The organism is Aminobacter aminovorans, assembly GCF_900445235.1.
GTDB classification, from domain to species: domain Bacteria; phylum Pseudomonadota; class Alphaproteobacteria; order Rhizobiales; family Rhizobiaceae; genus Aminobacter; species Aminobacter aminovorans.
The window spans coordinates 3,955,922-3,973,373 of the sequence record NZ_UFSM01000001.1; the positions used below are offsets into that span (position 1 = coordinate 3,955,922).

General features: G+C 62.0%; 22 protein-coding genes. 10 read left to right on the forward strand and 12 right to left on the reverse strand.

The annotated features are described in order from the left end of the window. Positions 1-45 precede the first annotated feature (45 nt). The 5 genes from DY201_RS19460 to DY201_RS19480 form a co-directional block, all read right to left on the reverse strand. A complete protein-coding gene (locus DY201_RS19460; protein ID WP_115732616.1) occupies positions 46-849 on the reverse strand; it encodes an amino acid ABC transporter ATP-binding protein in 804 nt (267 codons plus the stop codon). Between the two features lie 23 nt (positions 850-872). Then, entirely contained in the window at positions 873-2,030 is a 1,158-nt protein-coding gene (locus DY201_RS19465; protein WP_115732617.1) for an amino acid ABC transporter permease, read from the reverse strand. Between the two features lie 10 nt (positions 2,031-2,040). Beyond that, positions 2,041-3,231 carry an amino acid ABC transporter permease gene (locus DY201_RS19470; protein ID WP_115732618.1) on the reverse strand — a complete coding sequence of 397 codons (1,191 nt, stop codon included), beginning with the start codon at positions 3,229-3,231 and terminating at the stop codon, positions 2,041-2,043. A gap of 63 nt (positions 3,232-3,294) precedes the next feature. Beyond that, the gene (locus DY201_RS19475; protein WP_115732619.1) at positions 3,295-4,323 is read right to left on the reverse strand and encodes an amino acid ABC transporter substrate-binding protein; all 1,029 of its coding nucleotides are present in this window, start codon (positions 4,321-4,323) and stop codon (positions 3,295-3,297) included. 258 nt (positions 4,324-4,581) lie between these two features. Then, positions 4,582-5,409 carry a phosphatase PAP2 family protein gene (locus tag DY201_RS19480; RefSeq protein ID WP_165915768.1) on the reverse strand — a complete coding sequence of 276 codons (828 nt, stop codon included), beginning with the start codon at positions 5,407-5,409 and terminating at the stop codon, positions 4,582-4,584. A 52-nt stretch (positions 5,410-5,461) separates the two neighbouring features. On the opposite strand from DY201_RS19480, the gene DY201_RS19485 reads away from it, so the two are divergent. Both DY201_RS19485 and DY201_RS19490 read left to right on the forward strand, forming a co-directional pair. Beyond that, on the forward strand, positions 5,462-6,637 hold the full coding sequence (locus DY201_RS19485) for a cystathionine beta-lyase (RefSeq protein WP_115732621.1): 1,176 nt from the start codon (positions 5,462-5,464) through the stop codon (positions 6,635-6,637). A 136-nt stretch (positions 6,638-6,773) separates the two neighbouring features. Continuing rightward, positions 6,774-7,304: a cupin domain-containing protein gene (locus DY201_RS19490; protein ID WP_115732622.1), complete on the forward strand. Its 531-nt coding sequence runs from the start codon at positions 6,774-6,776 to the stop codon at positions 7,302-7,304. Between the two features lie 82 nt (positions 7,305-7,386). Here DY201_RS19490 and DY201_RS19495 read toward each other — a convergent pair whose 3' ends face one another. After that, the gene (locus tag DY201_RS19495; RefSeq protein ID WP_165915769.1) at positions 7,387-8,076 is read right to left on the reverse strand and encodes an FkbM family methyltransferase; all 690 of its coding nucleotides are present in this window, start codon (positions 8,074-8,076) and stop codon (positions 7,387-7,389) included. A gap of 422 nt (positions 8,077-8,498) precedes the next feature. On the opposite strand from DY201_RS19495, the gene DY201_RS19500 reads away from it, so the two are divergent. The 4 genes from DY201_RS19500 (at position 8,499) to DY201_RS19515 (ending at position 11,393) form a co-directional block, all read left to right on the forward strand. Continuing rightward, positions 8,499-9,236, forward strand: a complete 738-nt coding sequence (locus tag DY201_RS19500) for an outer membrane protein (RefSeq protein WP_115732624.1) — start codon at positions 8,499-8,501, stop codon at positions 9,234-9,236. A gap of 445 nt (positions 9,237-9,681) precedes the next feature. Continuing rightward, positions 9,682-10,362, forward strand: coding sequence for an outer membrane protein (locus DY201_RS19505; RefSeq protein ID WP_165915770.1), 681 nt, complete (start codon positions 9,682-9,684; stop codon positions 10,360-10,362). Between the two features lie 106 nt (positions 10,363-10,468). Continuing rightward, positions 10,469-10,660: a hypothetical protein gene (locus DY201_RS19510; protein ID WP_115732626.1), complete on the forward strand. Its 192-nt coding sequence runs from the start codon at positions 10,469-10,471 to the stop codon at positions 10,658-10,660. Between the two features lie 232 nt (positions 10,661-10,892). Beyond that, complete coding sequence (locus DY201_RS19515) at positions 10,893-11,393, forward strand: hypothetical protein (RefSeq protein WP_115732627.1); 501 nt, start codon at positions 10,893-10,895, stop codon at positions 11,391-11,393. Positions 11,394-11,508: 115 nt separating this feature from the next. Here DY201_RS19515 and DY201_RS19520 read toward each other — a convergent pair whose 3' ends face one another. The 5 genes from DY201_RS19520 to DY201_RS19540 form a co-directional block, all read right to left on the reverse strand. Then, positions 11,509-11,808 (reverse strand): hypothetical protein, encoded by a 300-nt coding sequence (locus DY201_RS19520; protein ID WP_245432045.1) that lies wholly within the window; start codon positions 11,806-11,808, stop codon positions 11,509-11,511. Between the two features lie 94 nt (positions 11,809-11,902). Further along, the gene (locus DY201_RS19525; RefSeq protein ID WP_115732629.1) at positions 11,903-12,118 is read right to left on the reverse strand and encodes a hypothetical protein; all 216 of its coding nucleotides are present in this window, start codon (positions 12,116-12,118) and stop codon (positions 11,903-11,905) included. A gap of 67 nt (positions 12,119-12,185) precedes the next feature. Next, a complete protein-coding gene (locus tag DY201_RS19530) occupies positions 12,186-12,422 on the reverse strand; it encodes a hypothetical protein (RefSeq protein ID WP_115732630.1) in 237 nt (78 codons plus the stop codon). Between the two features lie 112 nt (positions 12,423-12,534). Further along, positions 12,535-12,735, reverse strand: a complete 201-nt coding sequence (locus DY201_RS19535) for a hypothetical protein (protein WP_115732631.1) — start codon at positions 12,733-12,735, stop codon at positions 12,535-12,537. A 2-nt stretch (positions 12,736-12,737) separates the two neighbouring features. Then, complete coding sequence (locus tag DY201_RS19540; RefSeq protein WP_115732632.1) at positions 12,738-13,418, reverse strand: glycoside hydrolase family 108 protein; 681 nt, start codon at positions 13,416-13,418, stop codon at positions 12,738-12,740. A gap of 251 nt (positions 13,419-13,669) precedes the next feature. Between DY201_RS19540 and DY201_RS19545 the strand changes: the two genes are divergently transcribed. From DY201_RS19545 to DY201_RS19560, 4 genes are all read left to right on the forward strand, one after another. Further along, entirely contained in the window at positions 13,670-13,933 is a 264-nt protein-coding gene (locus DY201_RS19545; protein ID WP_115732633.1) for a RodZ family helix-turn-helix domain-containing protein, read from the forward strand. Positions 13,934-14,424: 491 nt separating this feature from the next. Continuing rightward, positions 14,425-14,661 carry a hypothetical protein gene (locus DY201_RS19550; RefSeq protein WP_115732634.1) on the forward strand — a complete coding sequence of 79 codons (237 nt, stop codon included), beginning with the start codon at positions 14,425-14,427 and terminating at the stop codon, positions 14,659-14,661. A gap of 120 nt (positions 14,662-14,781) precedes the next feature. Beyond that, positions 14,782-15,480, forward strand: coding sequence for a CatB-related O-acetyltransferase (locus DY201_RS29690; protein ID WP_280959929.1), 699 nt, complete (start codon positions 14,782-14,784; stop codon positions 15,478-15,480). Positions 15,481-15,778: 298 nt separating this feature from the next. Then, a complete protein-coding gene (locus DY201_RS19560; protein ID WP_280959930.1) occupies positions 15,779-16,504 on the forward strand; it encodes a glycosyltransferase family 25 protein in 726 nt (241 codons plus the stop codon). Positions 16,505-16,521: 17 nt separating this feature from the next. Here the strand turns inward: DY201_RS19560 and DY201_RS19565 are convergent, their stop codons facing one another. Next, a complete protein-coding gene (locus DY201_RS19565; RefSeq protein ID WP_115732636.1) occupies positions 16,522-17,445 on the reverse strand; it encodes a glycosyltransferase in 924 nt (307 codons plus the stop codon). Positions 17,446-17,452: the final 7 nt, after the last annotated feature.

Below are 17,452 nucleotides of genomic sequence, written 5' to 3' on the forward strand. Positions count from 1 at the left end.
CCCGGCCGAAATGCGGCCGGGCTTTTTTGTCCATGCGGCAAATCCCTAGTGGAGGATCTGGCTGAGGAACAGCTTGGTGCGCTCGTGGCGTGGATGGTCGAAGAACTCGCCCGGTGTGTTCTCCTCGACGATCTGGCCCTGATCCATGAAGATGACGCGGTTGGCGACCTTGCGGGCGAAGCCCATCTCATGGGTCACGCACAGCATGGTCATGCCCTCTTCGGCGAGGCCGACCATGGTCTCCAGCACTTCCTTGATCATTTCCGGATCGAGCGCCGAGGTCGGCTCGTCGAACAGCATGATGCGCGGGTTCATGCACAGCGAACGGGCGATCGCCACGCGCTGCTGCTGGCCGCCCGACAGCTGGCCCGGATATTTGTTGGCCTGCTCGGGGATCTTGACGCGACGCAGGAAGTGCATCGCCTGCTCCTCGGCCTGCTTCTTCGGCGTCTTGCGCACCCAGATCGGCGCCAGCGTGCAGTTCTCCAGGATCGTCAGATGCGGGAACAGGTTGAAGTGCTGGAACACCATGCCGACTTCGCGGCGGACCTCGTCGATCTTCTTGAGATCGTTGGTCAGTTCCTTGCCGTCGACGATGATCTTGCCCTTCTGGTGCTCTTCCAGCCGGTTGATGCAGCGGATCATTGTCGACTTGCCCGAGCCGGACGGACCGCAGATGACGATGCGCTCGCCGCGCATGACCCTGAGATTGATGTCCTTGAGCACGTTGAACTCGCCATACCACTTGTGCATGCCGACAATGTCGATCGCCACGTCGGTATCGGAGATGTGCATCTTTGCCCGATCGACCTTGATCTCGTCGGCGCTGACTGCGTTTTCTATGGCCATGGGCCGTTCCCTTTTGTTGTTCGTTATCGCTTGTGCCCGGTGTCGAGGCGATGCTCCATATAAATGGAATATCGCGACATTCCAAAGCAGAACATCCAGAAGATCAGCGCCGCAAAGACCAGCCCTGACGCCGGCGTCTGGGGTGAAGCCCAGGCCGGATCCGAAAAGTTCTGCCTGACGACGCCGAGCAGGTCGAACATCGAGATGATGTAGACCAGGCTGGTGTCCTTGAACAGGCCGATGAAGGTGTTGACGATGCCCGGGATGACCAGCTTCAGCGCCTGCGGAAGGATGATCAGCCCGGTCTTCTGCCAGTAGCTGAGGCCGAGCGAATCGGCGCCCTCATACTGGCCCTTGGGGATTGCCTGCAGGCCGCCGCGCACCACTTCGGCCATATAGGCCGAGGCGAACAGCGACACGCCGATCAGCGCCCGCAGGAACTTGTCGAAGCTGACGCCCGCCGGCAGGAACAGCGGCAGCATCACGCTTGCCATGAACAGCACCGTGATCAGCGGCACGCCGCGCACCGTTTCGATGAAGATGACGCTAAGCATCTTGACCACCGGCATCTTGGAGCGCCGTCCGAGCGCCAGGAGGATGCCGAGCGGCAGCGACACGACGATGCCGACATATGACAAGGTCAGCGTCACCAGCAGGCCGCCCCAGAGCGGGGTCTCGACATGCGGCAGGCCAAGCATGCCACCGATCAGCAGGATCGCAGCGACGACAGGGAATGCCACCAGGAACAGGAATGCGTTCAGTCCCTTGTATGGTGCGCGGGGCATCAGCAGCGGCACCAGCAGCGCCACGAACATGATCGCCACCAGGATGACCCGCCAGCGCTCCTCGAACGGATAGCGGCCGACCATGAACTGGCCGAACTTGGCGTTGACGAAGGCCCAGCAGGCGCCGGACCAGCCTTCCGGCTGGATGCCGCCTTGCGCCACCGTGGCGCAGAAGGTGCGGTCGGTGCCGGTCCATTGCGCCTGGATCAGCGCCCAGTTGACCAAAGGCGGCAGGATCATCGCGACGATGATCATGCCGATGATGGTCAGCACCGAATCGAACGGATTGGCGAACAGGTTCTTGCGAACCCAGGCCACCGGCCCGCGCTCGCGAAGAGGTGCCGGTTGCGGCAGCGCCATTTCGGTGCGGACATAATGAAGGTCGTTTTGCGACATGTCCGCCTCCTTACCTTTCCACCAATGCCATCTTGGCATTGAACCAGTTCATGAAGGCCGAGGTGATCAGGCTGAGCCCGAGATAGACGACCATCCAGATCACCACGATCTCGATTGCCTGTCCGGTCTGGTTCAGCACCGTACCGCCGACGGCGACGAGGTCCGGATAGCCGATGGCAATGGCCAGCGACGAGTTCTTGGTCAGGTTGAGGAACTGGCTGGTCAGAGGCGGGATGACGATGCGCATCGCCTGCGGCACCACCACCAGCCTGAGCGCCTGGCCGGAGCGGAGGCCGAGCGCCGACGAGGCCTCGGTCTGGCCCTTGTTGACGCCGCGAATGCCGGCGCGCACGATCTCGGCGATGAAGGCTGCGGTGTAGAAGGACAGCGCCAGATAGAGCGACAGGAACTCTGGCTTGACCTGCAGCCCGCCGGTCAGGTTGAAGGTCGACTTCTGCGGGAAGTTGAAGCTCAGCGGAAAGCCGGTGACGACGAGCGCCAGCAGCGGCAGGCCGACGATCAGGGCCAGCGAGGTCCAGAACACCGGGAAGGTCGCACCGGTTGCCATCTGCCGCTGCCTTGCCTGCCGGGCGACGAACCACGACATCGCAGTGCCGAGCAGCAGCGCCACACCGACCAGCCACGCCCCCTCGCCCCACATCGCCTTGGGAAAATAGAAGCCGCGGCTGTTGAGATAGGAGCCGAAGGGCAGCTCGATGCTCTCCTTGGGCAAGGGCAGCACGGAAAGCACGCCGAAATACCAGAAGAAGATGACCAGAAGCGGCGGAATGTTGCGGAACAGCTCGACATAGACCGTGCAGATCTTGCGGATCAGCCAGTTGTTGGAGAGCCGGCCGATGCCGATCAGGAAGCCGAGAATCGATGCCGTGACGATGCCGGCAAGTGCGACCACGATCGTGTTGATCAGGCCGACCAGCAAGGCCCGCTTGTAGGTCGAATCGGAATCGAAGGCGATCAGCGTGTCGCTGACGTCGAAACCGGCGCGTCCGTTGAGAAAGGCGAAACCGGAAGCGATGTTGGCGCGCTTGAGGTTTTCGACCGTGTTGCCGATGATCCAGTAGACGAACGCTGTCAGCGCAACGACCACCAGGATCTGGAAGAAGATGCCGCGCACCTTCGGATCGTAGAGAAGCGACGCGCGGCCGCCCCCTACGTCATGGGGAATGTCCTGCGTAGCCATCGGAAGTCCCTTCAAAAGAGGAGCCGGAAGGCGGCAGCGCCGCCCTCCGGGTGAGACTTCGGATCAGCGGATCGGCGGTGCGTACTGCAGGCCGCCCTTGGTCCAGAGCGCATTGATGCCACGGGCGATCTTCAGCGGGCTGCCCTGGCCGACATTGCGTTCGAAGACTTCGCCGTAGTTGCCCACGGCTTTGACGATGTTGACGACCCAGTCGTTGCCGAGGCCGAGATCGGTGCCGATCTTGGTGTCTGCTTCGGTGCCGAGCACGCGCTTGACCTCGGGGTTGCCCGACGCCTTCATCTCTTCGACATTGGCCTGGGTGATGCCGAGCTCTTCAGCGGTCAGCAGCGCGAAATAGGCCCATTTGACGATGTGGTACCACTTGTCGTCGCCCTGGCGCACGGCAGGTCCGAGCGGCTCTTTCGAGATGATCTCGGGCAGCACGACGTGATCGTCCGGCGAGCCGAGCGTCAGGCGGATGCCATAGAGGCCCGACTGGTCGGTGGTGTAGACGTCGCAACGGCCGGCGTCATAGGCGGCATTGACCTCTTCGAGCTTCTCGAAGACGACCGGGTTGTACTCCATCTTGTTCGCCTTGAAGTAGTCGGCGAGATTGAGTTCGGTCGTGGTGCCGGTCTGCACGCAGACGGCGGCGCCCGAAAGCTGCAGCGCCGAATTGACGCCCGGCAGCTTCTTGGCGTTGATCATGAAGCCCTGGCCGTCGAAATAGGTGACGCCGACGAAGTTGAGGCCGAGTGCGGTGTCGCGATTGATGGTCCAGGTGGTGTTGCGCGACAGAAGATCGATCTCGCCCGACTGAAGTGCGGTGAAACGCTCCTTGGCGGAGAGCGGCGTGAACTTGACCTTGGTGCCGTCACCGAACACTGCAGCGGCCACTGCGCGGCAGAAATCGGCGTCCAGACCCTGCCAGTCGCCCTTGTCGTTCGGCGCCGAGAAACCGGCCAGGCCGGTGCTGACGCCGCATTGCAGGAAGCCCTTTGCCTTGACGTCCTCAAGGGTGCCGGCAGATGCGGCGGTCGCCACCATGCCGAGCGTGGCTGCCCCGAGAATGCCTGAAATGATGTACTTCATGACCCACGAACCCTTCTGTTTTTTACAGGCTTTTTGCCTGCCTTTTTGAATTGTGAACTCAGCATCCCCTATCCGGCCCAAATCCGGATTGCGCGTCCTTGCCGGCGCGCTTTGCTGCAGTCCGGTTCACGGATGCATCGAAGGCGATAATTCTTATTAGGTCAAGCAATAAAGGCCCGGCACTGCCGGCTGCGCCTTTAGTATTAGATATCGGCGGGAATGATTGCTGCGGCCGGTGTCGGCTTCACTTCGAAGACGTTAGCCGGCGGCGCGTTTTCGTCTGCCGGAACCAGTGGCTCTGGGCAGCAGCTTTCCCGTCACCAGCCGGAAGCCGACCCGGCGCACGGCAAAGAACCGCGCAGCTGCGATCGTCACGATCAGGCCGAACAGGAAGCCGGCGGTGATGTCGGAGGGATAATGTGCTGCCGCCGGAATGCGCAGGGCCGACAGCGCCAGGCCGACGATGCCGATCGACAGCCAGTGGCGCGGAAACCAGATCATCAGGATCGCCGCCACCGTGCCGAGGGTCGTGGCATGGCCGGAAGGAAAGCTCGACGAATAACGCGTCACCACGAACGGATCGAAATGATAGGCGCCATATTCGCCATAGAAGGCCGGCCGGGCGCGGCCGAAGAACAGCTTGACGATGTTGACCGCGATGCCTGTGAAGGCGACCATTCCGAAGACGAAGGCGGCCTGGCCGAACAGCGTCACCAGCCGGGCCTTCAGGCCATGACCCACGCCGCGCCAGTCGGCGGCGGCGGTCGCGAGATAGACCAGCAAGGCGGGCACGAGATACCATTCCGACTTGCCGATATCGCTCAGCCAGGCCAGCCATGCGGTGAAGCCGTTGCGGTTGCTGAGCATGAAGTTCATCACCGCCGAATCGATGGTGAACAGAAGCGCGACGGCAACGGCGCCGCATAAAAGCAGCAAGGTCAGCCCGCGCGACCACACCGGCTGCGGCGCGCCAACGGGGCGGCGCCGGATGCGGCGCGAGGAAAACGCCACCGTCTCCCTGAGACGCCCGGCAAACCCCTTGGGCCAGATCTGGCCCAGCCGAACGGGGCCCTGCGGCGGTTGCACGGGTCGTGCCGTCGCACTATGGCTGGCGTCTTCACTGAAAGGGTGCGGATTCATGACTCGAGACAATGGCAGGACCAAAGGCGTCAACACGCGGCTGACGCATTCCGGGCACGATCCACACGGCTTTCATGGCTTTGTCAATCCGCCGGTCGTGCACGCCTCGACAGTTCTGTTCCCCAACGCTGCAACGATGGCCGCGCGTGCTCAAAAATACACATATGGCACCCGCGGAACGCCGACCAGCGACGCCCTTTGCCACGCCATCGACGAGCTCGAAGGCTCAGCCGGCACCATCGCCGTGCCCTCGGGCCTGGCTGCGGTGACGATTCCCCTGCTCGGCTTCCTGTCGTCGGGCGACCACATCCTGATCACCGATTCCGTCTATCTGCCGACCCGCCATTTCGCCGACACCATGCTCAAGCGCCTCGGCGTCGAGGTCGACTATTACGATCCGCATGTCGGCGCAGGCATTTCGGCGCTGATCAAGCCGAACACCAAGGTGGTGTTCACCGAATCGCCGGCGTCCAACACCTTCGAGATCCAGGACATTCCGGCGATCGCCAAGGCAGCGCATGCCGCGGGCGCCATCGTCATGATGGACAACACCTGGGCGACGCCGCTCTATTTCAAGGCGCTCGACTTCGGCGTCGACGTCACCATCCATGCCGCGACCAAATATCCCGCCGGCCATTCGGACGTTTTGAGCGGCACCGTGTCGGCCAATGCCGCCTGCTGGCCGAAGCTTCACGACGCCTTCGTCACGCTCGGCTGCTGCGCCGGCCCCGACGATGTCTACCAGGTGCTGCGCGGCCTGCGCACCATGGGCGTCCGGCTCGCCCATCACGAGAACAGCACGCTCGAGATCGCGCGCTGGCTCGAAGGCAAGCCGGGCGTCGCCCGCGTGCTGCACCCCGGCCTCGAAAGCCATCCCGACCACCTTCTCTTCAAGCGCGACTTCTCCGGCTCGAGCGGCATCTTTTCCGTGGTGCTTTCTGGCGGCGGCACGCCAAAGGCGCATGCCTTCCTCGACGCGCTCGAGATCTTCGGCCTCGGCTATTCCTGGGGCGGCTACGAAAGCCTGGCGGTGCAGGTCAGCCTCGCCGACCGCAAAATCGCCAACGGTCCTTATGAAGGCCCGATCATCCGGCTGCAGATCGGCCTGGAAGACGTGGCCGACCTGAAGGAAGACATCGCCGCGGGCCTGCAGGCGGCGAACGCGGTGAGCTGATGGCTGGGCAGCAGGCAAGGCTGCTGCGCCTGAGCCTGGCCCCCGGATACGTCGTCCCGCCACCTCAACTTGACAGGCAGCGTCGCCATCACGACGTTTGCCTTCCTGACCTGGCAAGCTCTTCGGGGAGATCGACATGACCGCATCCGGCCGCCCTTCCGAAATCGTCCACTGGAGCGAGATCGAAAAGCCCGACGGTGAAACCTTCATCGGCACATCGGAACTCAGGGGGCTCGGCGCGCCGCTCGCCGTTCATTTCGGCCTCGAGCGGCTCGGCATCCACCATGTCAGGCTGCCGCCGGGCCGGCGCACCTCGTTTCCGCATGCCGAAAGCCTGGAGGAAGAATTCGTCCACGTGATCGAGGGCGAACCCGATGTCTGGCTGGACGGGGTGCTGCATCGGCTGAAGCCAGGCGATTCCGTCGGCTTTCCCGCCGGCACCGGCCTGGCGCACAGCTTCCTCAATAACACCGACGGCGAAGTCCGCCTCCTGGTGGTCGGCGAAGCCAACAAGGACGAGAACCAGATCGTCTATCCCGTCAATCTCGAGCGCAAGGCGATCCGCGGCGACTGGTGGCACGACGCACCAAAACGTGTGCTCGGCGATCATGACGGCTTGCCGGACCGGGTGCGTGCGGCGCGGGACACCGGCGAAGGCCGCGATTAGCCCGGGATCAGCCCTTGTCGTGTGGCGGCAGCAGGCTGGCCACGCAGGCGCGCCCTCGATCCAGCGGGCGCGCAAACTCATGTCAGGCCGCTGACACATCCCGATGCCGGCCGGCCTTTCGCCGCCATTCTTCCCAGACGAACGCGTAGCACCAGACCTGTTCATGCGTTTCATCAAGGCGGCCGACGATGGCATTGCGGCGATCTTCGTCGGCCTTGCCGTAGCGATGAAACTGGACCTGGATGAGATCGACATGGGCGATGAAGCCGCTTTCGATCAGCCGCGGCAACACCTCGTATTCGCCACCCTCGATGTTGATCTTCAAGACGGCGACATGGGCAACGCCGATCGCCTGCAGATAGGATGATGCCTCGACGCTTCGGCACCTGACCGTGGCGTTTGCGCCGCTGGCACCCGAGGCGTCGCCGTCGTCGGCGATGGTGAACTCGCCGTCGGCCGCGCCCAAAGCCACCGGGTGGACCTTGACCCTTGGGTCGCCGGCAAATCGTCTGGCCAGATCCGCAGCGAAGCCCGGATGTGCTTCGAAGACATGCATCTGGACGTCGTAGCGATCGAGAATGCCTGCTGCCCATTGGCCCTGATAGCCGCCGAGATCGACGACCACGTCGCCCGGCCGCAACGCCGGGAAGTCATAACGCCTGGCCTCGCCATTGTCGGCCAGCCAGCGCGCATGCTCGGCCATATGGCGCCTGACGTGGCGAGGGCCGGCATATCTCAGCCATCTTTTCCTGATCGACCTGAGCAGTCCCACCTGATCATCCATTCCACAGTGGTGGCGCGCGACATGCTCGCGCGGCGTTCATCAATCCCGGTCGCACTGCCCGGGGCGGCGTCATGTCATTCGAAGATCTCGCTCGATCCTAGACCCAAAAGCCGCGACGAGCCGCAGAAAACTGCTGAGATCGTCGAGGCCGTGCTCGGGCCATGAACGCTGATGCATCCCCGACCAGGACAAGCCGGCGCCATCCCTGCCGGATTTACAATCGTCCCTGATCCTTCAAACGCAAGAAGGCTCCACTGCCTCGAGGCAGCGGGGCGGGAGACGTGTCGGACGCTTCGACGTGACGGAGGATGATCAGGCGACTTGCCTGGCCTGACTGCCCGTGATAGTTGCAAACACGTATCGCGAACGCTGCCCTGTTCGCTCGGCTAGAGCAAAGAATTGGGCACGCTATGAAACTCACCACGACCACATCGATCCGCAAGGCATCATCCGTGATGCTGCTTGCCTGTTCCCTGCCATTCGCCACCTGCGCGCAAGTGGCTGCCTCCGATGCCCTCTCCCCGGCGCCCACAGGGTTTGTGTGGACCGGCGGCTATGCCGGCATACATCTCGGTTATGGCGGCGGCCGCACCACGGTCACCGAGTTGGATGACTATTCATTCTCGGCCGGCGACGACACCCAGTTCAAATTCAATTCGAACGGCTTCCTCGGCGGCGTTCACGCCGGCTACAACTGGCAGTCCGGCCAACTGGTCTATGGCGTCGAGCTCGATATCACCGGCGCCGACATCGACAAGACAGTCGCCAACTCGATGATCCCGGGCTCCGACGAGAGCTTCTCGACCAGCATCGACTGGTTCGGCACGGCCCGCGCCCGGCTGGGATATTCGATCGACCGCTTTCTGCCCTTCGTCACCGGCGGTGTCGCCTTCGGCCACATCAGAAGCAGCTACGACGACAACGATTCCGGCCAGGGCAACCACGCCGTCGCCGACGACGTCGTCGCCGGCTGGACCATAGGCGCCGGTGCGCAATATGCCCTCACCGACAACTGGTCGCTGCGCGCCGAATATCTCTATGTCGACCTCCAGGACAGCCGGGGATCGTTCGAGGATGGCGACACCTACAGATATGACTTCGACAACAACATCCATGCCCTGCGGCTCGGCGCGAGCTACAGGTTCTAGCTCGCGACGGCCAGGCCGTTGCCGGCCATGCGACGCCTGAACCGGATTCCGCCCAGTATGAAGGCCGCCAGACGGACATCCGCTGGCGGCGACGCGCTGCCCGGCAGGCGAGCCATGGACCGGCCATCTGCAGAAAACATCGTTTGCACGTCTATCCGTGCCGTCAATCAACGCGTCCGGGAGTTGCAAGCCACCCTGGCGGAGGACGAATTTGAGCTTCGACGGCGAGCTATTGAAAAACCGATGGGAAGCATATGCGTCGACCGGCTCGACCCGACAGCGTCGCAATGCCGCAAAAGAAGGGCCGGTCGCCTCGACGTGACGCACCGGCTCAGCCGGCTTGTCTTGCATTGGTGCCCATGATAGTCGCAAACACATATCGCGAACGCTGCCCTGTTCGCTCATTAGGTTGAGCTTTAGATTGGGGCACGAAGATATGGATTCCATGTCCATCGTTCGCGAGAACTTCAAGAAAACTCTGTGTGCGTTGCTGTTGAGCGCCAGTTTTCTAGGCCCCGGTGCAGCACGTGCCGGTGAGGATGGCCCTGTTGATTGGTCGGGCGTCTATCTGGGCGGCATGATTGGATACGGCTCTGGCAATACCAGCGCATTCGATGGCGAACATTCCGATGAAATCGGCTACTCGGGGGCCATCGGCGGCCTGACGGCTGGCTACAACAAGCAATTCGGCAACTTGGTCATTGGCGTCGAGGGTGACGTTGAGGCGGCGAGCATGTCGGGTGAAGGCGACGGGGGCGAGGACTGGGGCTGCGGTGATGAGGACATCTGCACGTTCCAGGTTGATTGGGCCGCAACGCTGCGAGCTCGTCTGGGATATGCGGTGGGGCCCGTCCTGCCCTTTGTTTCAGCCGGTGTGGCGATAGGTCGTGTCAGTGGTGAACTTGATGGCGCATGTCCAAGCGACAATTGGTGCGGCAGCGACACCCAAGCGGGATGGACCGCAGGCGGCGGCCTGGAATGGGCTTTCAACGACAAATGGTCGGCCAAGGCCGAATACCTGTTTGTCGATCTGGGAAGAGCCCATTTTGGCGATGGAAACGGCGATGGCTTTTACGCCGACTTCAAGTTCCATACCGCGCGGCTAGGCGTTAACTATCACTTCTAATCGCCGTTCGACGACAAAACGCCCCGCCACCTTTCGGCAGCGGGGTGATTAGGTGGTTAGTCGGCGGCACTGCATAATAAAGGGGTCAAGCCAAGGGGATGTGCCGATGCCGGAGACAAAAGACGTCAAAAACCTTAGCCTGCTCACCAGGATTCGTCTGATAGCGCGTGATTCAGACGATATCAAACTTGAGCCTTGGAAGTTTCACGAGATGGGCGAGCGCTACCGTGAAATGTATGAAAAGTATGACTTGGTGCGCGCGCTACAGACGTTTTGCGCCTTTGCCATGATCGTGTGATCGCCTTTATGATTTGGACCTTCTCCGGCCCTCTCTGAGTTGCGGAGGGGGTACCGCCCCAATACCCTACATTCCGAACTGCTTCATGATAGATGAGTTCTTCAGTTGGCGCCGTATCAACCTGCGTCCAGTTGCAGGCTGCTGACCATCGATTGTGTGGATTGCATTTTCACTTGTCATGAGGCTGGCCGGGTTTCAAAAATGCCCGACAGGCACAGAGGGGCGCCTAGCAATGGCAAGCGAAGACCATCCTTTGTTGCGCGCCTTGATTGCGGCTGTGTCCTTGTTCGTCCTGCCTTTTCCGGTAGCGCATGCTTTCGAGTTTCCGATCGACCATACCGGATACGGCCAGCATCTGCGCGAACTCTGCCTGATCAAAGCAAGGGTCGCCATGCCGGACACAGAATTTGTTGCCTCGGCCCGCTTCTGCAGCCTGTATATCGAGACACCCTTGGTATCGGCCGCATCCTGCACCGACACGCCGGAAACATGCACAAGGCGCTTCCTGAGCGACTACTTCAACGTGCGCCTGTCGAGGCCGATCGAGAACTTGACGCGCTGCGACGACCGGGGATGCAAGGTGTACTACAATTTTCGCGACGCGGAGAACCGCTACGAGTCGGCGACGGAATGCGGTTTCGACATCGGCGGCATCGCCGGGGTCGTCGAGGGGAAAGTTGTCACCATGGTGGTGAACGTTTCTATAAACAGAAACTGCCTGAGAGACGGATGATCTCGCGGCCCGCATGAAAACTGGAGACGAAAAAAGGCCCCGCTACCTTTCGGCAGCGGGGCTCCTGGGAGGTCAGTGGCGCCAGCATAGCATGTTGCCGGCACAGCGAAAATGATCAGGGCAGCTTGAAGCCGCCGCCCATCATGAAGGCGACAATGGCCAGGATGATGCCGCTGATGACCAGCTTGGCGATCCAGTTGAGCGTGCCGCTGACGCCGTCGATCTTGGCGTCGAGCGTCGAAAACCGCATGTCCATGTGCTTGAACTGCTCGTCCTTGCGGGCCTCGGCGATGTCGCTCTGGCGCTGCCGGGCTTCCAGCGCCGCGAGGCGCTGGTCGCGGCTTGCGCCTTGATGCTCGAGAGCCACCAGCCGGGAACGCAGGTCGCTGTCCATCTCGCTGTTCCGTTCGCTCATTGCAGCGCCCTCCCCGCCAGCCAGCCAGTCGACAGGCCAAAGCCGATCAACAGGAGGTCGTCGATGGGTATGACGAGAACCGTGGCCCGTGCGATCATGTCGACCTGCCGCAGAGTTCTTCGCGCAGCTTGAGGCTGGCCAGGTGGCGCGCTGCCTCGTCGTCGCTCATGGCGTCATAGACCTGTTGCCGATAGCGCATGTCGGGGCCAAGGCAGATGCTGCCCCGGGCTGTGGTGCAGGCGGCAGCACCGGTCAGCACGACGATCAGAAGCAGGATCCGCGTGACGAGATCGAGCAGCCGGCGCTTCATGGCCGTGTCCTCTTAGCCCGTGTCCTCTTAGCCCGTGTCCTCATGGACGTGTCCTTCTGGTTGGTCCTCATGGCCGCGTCCTTTTGGCGAGCTCGGCGCGCAGTTGATCCCGGGACATCGCGCCGACATCGGATTGCACCTCGTCGGCGATGTCCCTCGCCTTCTGCTCGGCCTTCGCCTGTATCTCGCGCTCGCGGCGGACGCCGCGGCTGTTGCCTCGGAGGAAGGCGACAAGAGCCGCCAGCACGCCGCCGATGATCGCGATCAGCGTCGGGCTGGAGAGGAGGAAGCCGAGCATGGTCATGAGCCCCTTCCCCGACGCTGCCGCATGGCGGCGATGGCGAGCACGACGGCGACGAGCCTTAACACGCAGCCCATTGCGGTCAGCACCTCGCCGACAGTGACGACGCGCGCCGTCATTTCGCCCAGCCGAAGCTGCGCGCCGCCCAATACCAGCCCTCGGCAACCAGCGGCGCGATGATGCCGAGGCCGGTGCTGACCCAGGCGACGATCTCGGGATCGGCGATGAGCGCCTGCTGTTCCTCGGGCAGGATCCAGCCGAGCGCCAGCAGCGGAAGCGTCACATAACGAAGCAGGATACGGATGATCGGGGCCATGGTCAGCGTCCTCCGGGAAACCAGGCGGCAATCGCCCTGGTGATGAGGTGCAGGAAGAAGGCCAGCCCCTTGGCCGGCTCGGCGGCATCAGGCAGCGGTACGGGTTTGACAGGCGCTGGCGTGGCCGGCTCCTTGGTCCCCACTGACGCAGGTGACACCGGGGCCGCGTCAGGCGCGGCCAGTTTCAGTGCCGCCGCGCGAACGCCGGAGACGCGCGCGGTCCAGCCCGTGCCGAAGCTCGGCCAGGTGTTCAGGCCGCGCAGGAACCTCATCCGCCTGTCGCACAGGTCGTTGATGACGGTGGCGCGCATCATCGCTTTGGTCGCATTCAGCGTGACCGGGCCGATGCGGCCGTCCTGGACGACGCCGACGACGCCCTGCAGATACCTGGCTGCCCTGCCCGGCCCGCTGTTCACGGCGAAGTCGAAGACGGCATAGTCGACACCGTCGGGAAGCTCGGCGCCATGCACCGCGTCCCAGTAGAAGCGCCGGTAGACGGTGGCCAGTTGCGCGTCGCTGATGCCACGCAGATCGTCCTTGGTCGCGCCCGGCTTCACGTAGCGGCGGAAATTCGCCAGCGTCACCCCCTTCATGGTGGCGCCGCCGGGATCGGCCGGATGATCCGACCAGCCCCCCTCATGTTTCAGGACGAGCGCAAGCGCCCGCGCGAAATTGCGGTCCATGAGAAATTCCTTCGGTTGGGGGTTAGTTTGAGCAGCCAGCAGGCGCGGTGACGCAACGTCGCGTTCGTCCGACGATCGGACATCGGCGGAATGGCTTGATCACATCGGGGCCAGGCACCATATTGCGATTGCGCCTCTCACCGTTTCGGGAGTGACGCTTTCGGTTGCCGGCTTTCCCGGCATGCCACCTCAATAGCAGCGCTGACGCATTTCAAACGACCGCTGGCGCTGTTCTCAAAATTGGAGGCTAAATGTCTATTGCAACGCCCTTCGCGCTGCCGGCAGAAGTTCTGTCCGAAATTGCAAATGGAACGCCCGCCATCCAGGCTTACCGCCAATATCTGGGCTATTCGATCGGCGCCGTCGCTGTGACAAGTGGGCTTACGGTCGATGAAGTCGAAAGCATCGAGGCCGGACATCGCTTCGAAAAGGGATACCGGGACCGCATTGCGCGAGCCCTCGGCCTTCCGGATGGCATTTTCGACCAAATGTCGGACGTCTCGGACGCCGCGTAGTCCTGATAGGCCCCGCAGCAGTGAGCGGGGCCATCCCTCTTCCTCCACCGGGGTCGGCCAGGTGCCAGACGGCCCCGCAGCGGCATGGAACGGTCAGCCGTCCAAGGAGTTAAGCGATCTTCTTAGGGAGGCGAATATGACGGCCGATCTGAAGTCGTCTCGCAGCGACAATGACCTTAAAAGACGCGCTCTATATCTCCGTGGCTCAGGGGCTCACGTGTCGAGCACATGGCACCTGTCGACCATTTGAGCGACGTTCCAGGACCGCAATGGACTGACCTGTTCTACATCGCCGTGGCGTTCGGTGCGGCTAGCGGCATCTTCTGGCTGGCCGGCTACTAGCGCAGCGGCCATGGCATACGGATCACGGTGCGATCAGCCACCCTCACGTTTCAGGACGAGCCCGTCGCCGGTGTAGATTGCGGCCACTGGTGATTTGCTTTGATGATGAAGTCGTTCAATCTGCCGGCATCAACGGGAGGGAGGGCTGCATGAAGTGGGTGATCCTCATCGCCGGCGTGTTCCTGTTCTTCAACGGAATGTTCACGCGAACCTACAGCTTTGACAACGAAAGCCCGGCCAGACATTGCTACCAGATGGATTACGTCGGCCTCTATGGATGTTTCGGCAGTCCGATGATGCCGGCGCTGATCGCCTGGGGTGCAACCCTGATCGGGGCCGGCCTGATTGCCTGGTCGGTATTTCGCGGCAGGCACAAGTCGGCCTGACTGCTCCGGCCACAGTTGAATGCGCACGCCAGGCGAGGTGCCGGAGCACGTGGCAGGCAATGCGAATACATGGCGCCGAGGTGATCTTGCCGGCCGCAACGCAGGAGCGCGCCGGTTGAAATGAGTTCGACAACGCTGGACGGCATTGGTATGCCGTCGCGAATGGGCTGTCTGCGTCGACTGCGAACCAAATTAGGGCTTCGAAAGGAGCGACCGCCAACGGTCGATTTCCTTTCCACCGCCAAGCATGCCGATCATGAGCCACTGCTCGGCATCGAGATCGGTCGGAAGACCTATGGAGTGGGCAAGGCAACGCTCATCGGCTACTACCCGAAGGACAAACCCCTATCTGTCGGGTCATTTTGTTCGATTGCGGACGAGGTAGTCTTTTTCTTCCGCACCGACCATCGGCCCGATCTGGTTTCGACTTATCCCGGTTACTCGATAGCCAGCACGGGCGATCTGTTCGACGATTCTGTATTCAAGGGACCAACTGTCGTTGGCCACGATGTTTGGATAGGCTACCGCGCCATGATCATGCCGGGGGTCAGGATCGGCAATGGTGCGGTCGTAGCCGCAGGAAGCGTCGTTACCAAGGACGTCCCGCCGTACGCAATCGTTGCCGGGAACCCGGCCAAACTCGTTCGAATGCGCTTTGACCACGATACAGTTTCGGTGCTGCAAGCGGTCCAATGGTGGAACTGGAGCCCTGACAAAATCCGCGCGAACATCGATCTGTTCCGCCTACGCGGCCCAGAATTTGCAACGCGAATCGAAGAATCGAGCAATCAGCCTACGCAGCCTGCGTTTGCGCCTTAGTCCCCTGGGGGAAAGCAATCTGCAGCAGCGCCTTCGCAGCGTGACAGTCCGTGTTGTTCGCCAACGATCACGAGGGGCATAGCTGGCAGTGCCGGCTGCCAGCAATCACCGAAACTCATCGGTCGAACTTCTTCTGGGACAATGTCGAAATGCCGAACGAAGGTTGGCGTATGCAGTGACCAAGCCTCCGCTAAATGCAAGGCTCTGGCTTTGGCCCACTACGACAGGGTGCAGATGAGAAGACGGTTGAAAGTCGAGACAGGCCGCGATACCTGAAGGTGGCAATGGGGACTTCTCTGTGCGAGCTATTTACCTGAACCTCGACCGTTCACCTGACAGGCGGCAATGGATGGAGGATCAAGCGAAGTCCCTGGGGGTAAAGCTAGACCGTCTAGCTGCTGTGGACGGGGCCTCGCTCGCCAAGTCGGAAGTACTCTCAGCAGGCGCTTTAGGCTGCTTTCAGAGTCACCGAGCCGCATGGGCGATGGTGGCTGAAGTTGAAGACCAATATGCGGCCGTTTTCGAAGACGACACTCACCTAAGCTCCGATCTGCCCAAGTTTCTAGCCGATCAATCGTGGATCCCCGGAGACGCCGACATCGTGCACCTGGGGTGCGCTCGGCGGCATTGCGAAGTGACCGGGAAAGCTCTGCCGGCCCTCGGGCGCAAGCTCTATCGACCCACCGGAGAGAACGCTAGCGCAGAGGCCTACATCATCTCCAAGCATTGCGCCGCAAAGCTGCACCGCGATTTCGTGTCGATTGACCGGGAATTCGATCAGATCCTGTTCAACGGCGGGCGACCCGACCTGGTGATCTACAAGCTGTTCCCCGCTCTTGGCATCCAGGATCAGTTTGTCAGCCAATCACGTTTCGATGGTCTGATCTCGCGCCCATTCGCCGGGCGGTCCGCAAAGTTGCGCGGCTTCGCAAAGGTAAGGCACGAGTTCCAGAGGTCAATGCGGCAGGCTGCGTCCGCTTTAGGCCTAGTGAGTACCAAACGGGTTCGCGTGGGCTATCGATAGGCTGCTGCCAGCAACACTCAGGCCGGAAGCGCTATCCGCACCAAAGCTTCAGCAGCGTGTCGGTCGGTGTTGTTCGCCAACACCCAATCGCGCGGCGCGTATGCATCCGTCCCTCTGGTCAGCAGGCGTTTCAGGTCATCATTGCTCGACCAGAAGGCTCCAGTTGATGGCGTCAGGTATGGGGCAGCACTACAAGGAGTGCCCTCTTCCGGGATGACATCAAATCGGCGGACGAATGTCGGCACGTCCATTGACCACGCCTCGGCTAGGGCAAGGCCTTGGCTTTCGCTCTGACCGACGACGACACAGACTATCGCGTGGTCCAGAGCCCGCTTGAACTCCTCGGGTTGGTAATGCCCATAGCGGATCGTGACGGGCTCGAAGCCCGCAGATCGGACCACTTCCGCCGCCTCTTCTGCGGCTTCCGGCTGCCGCTTCTCATAGAGCAGGACGTTACGGCGCGGCCCTCCTGTTGGTGCCCAATGATCGGCGTCCACCCCCGCCGGCCAGACTGCAATCCTGCCGATCAGGCGCGGCTCATCAGCTTCATAGGCTGCTTTGACCCATCTGCTTGGCACCAGCACCATATCAATCTCGGGAGAAGCGAGAACCGAGTCCTCTTCAAAGGCGCGGACAACAATGTTCGGCCCTACGATCAACCGGTCGCATAGACCGTTCCTCTTTGCTGCGATACCGGTACGCACGGAACGGGCGTCGGCGACAGCATGAACAGTCTTTGCCCGAAGCCTGCCGTAGCGCCGTGCATACAGCCAGTCGACGCCGGAAATCTGCTGCAGACCTTCGACAAGGCTGCGAGTGACGCCGCGGTGACCGCCGTATCGGCGTTCCTCGCCACGCAACTTCTCACGCACTTGCAGCCATAGATCGTTCAAGAACGGCCGTTGCTTTCCTGTGAGAATGACTAAGTCGTGGCGCTTCATTGCTACG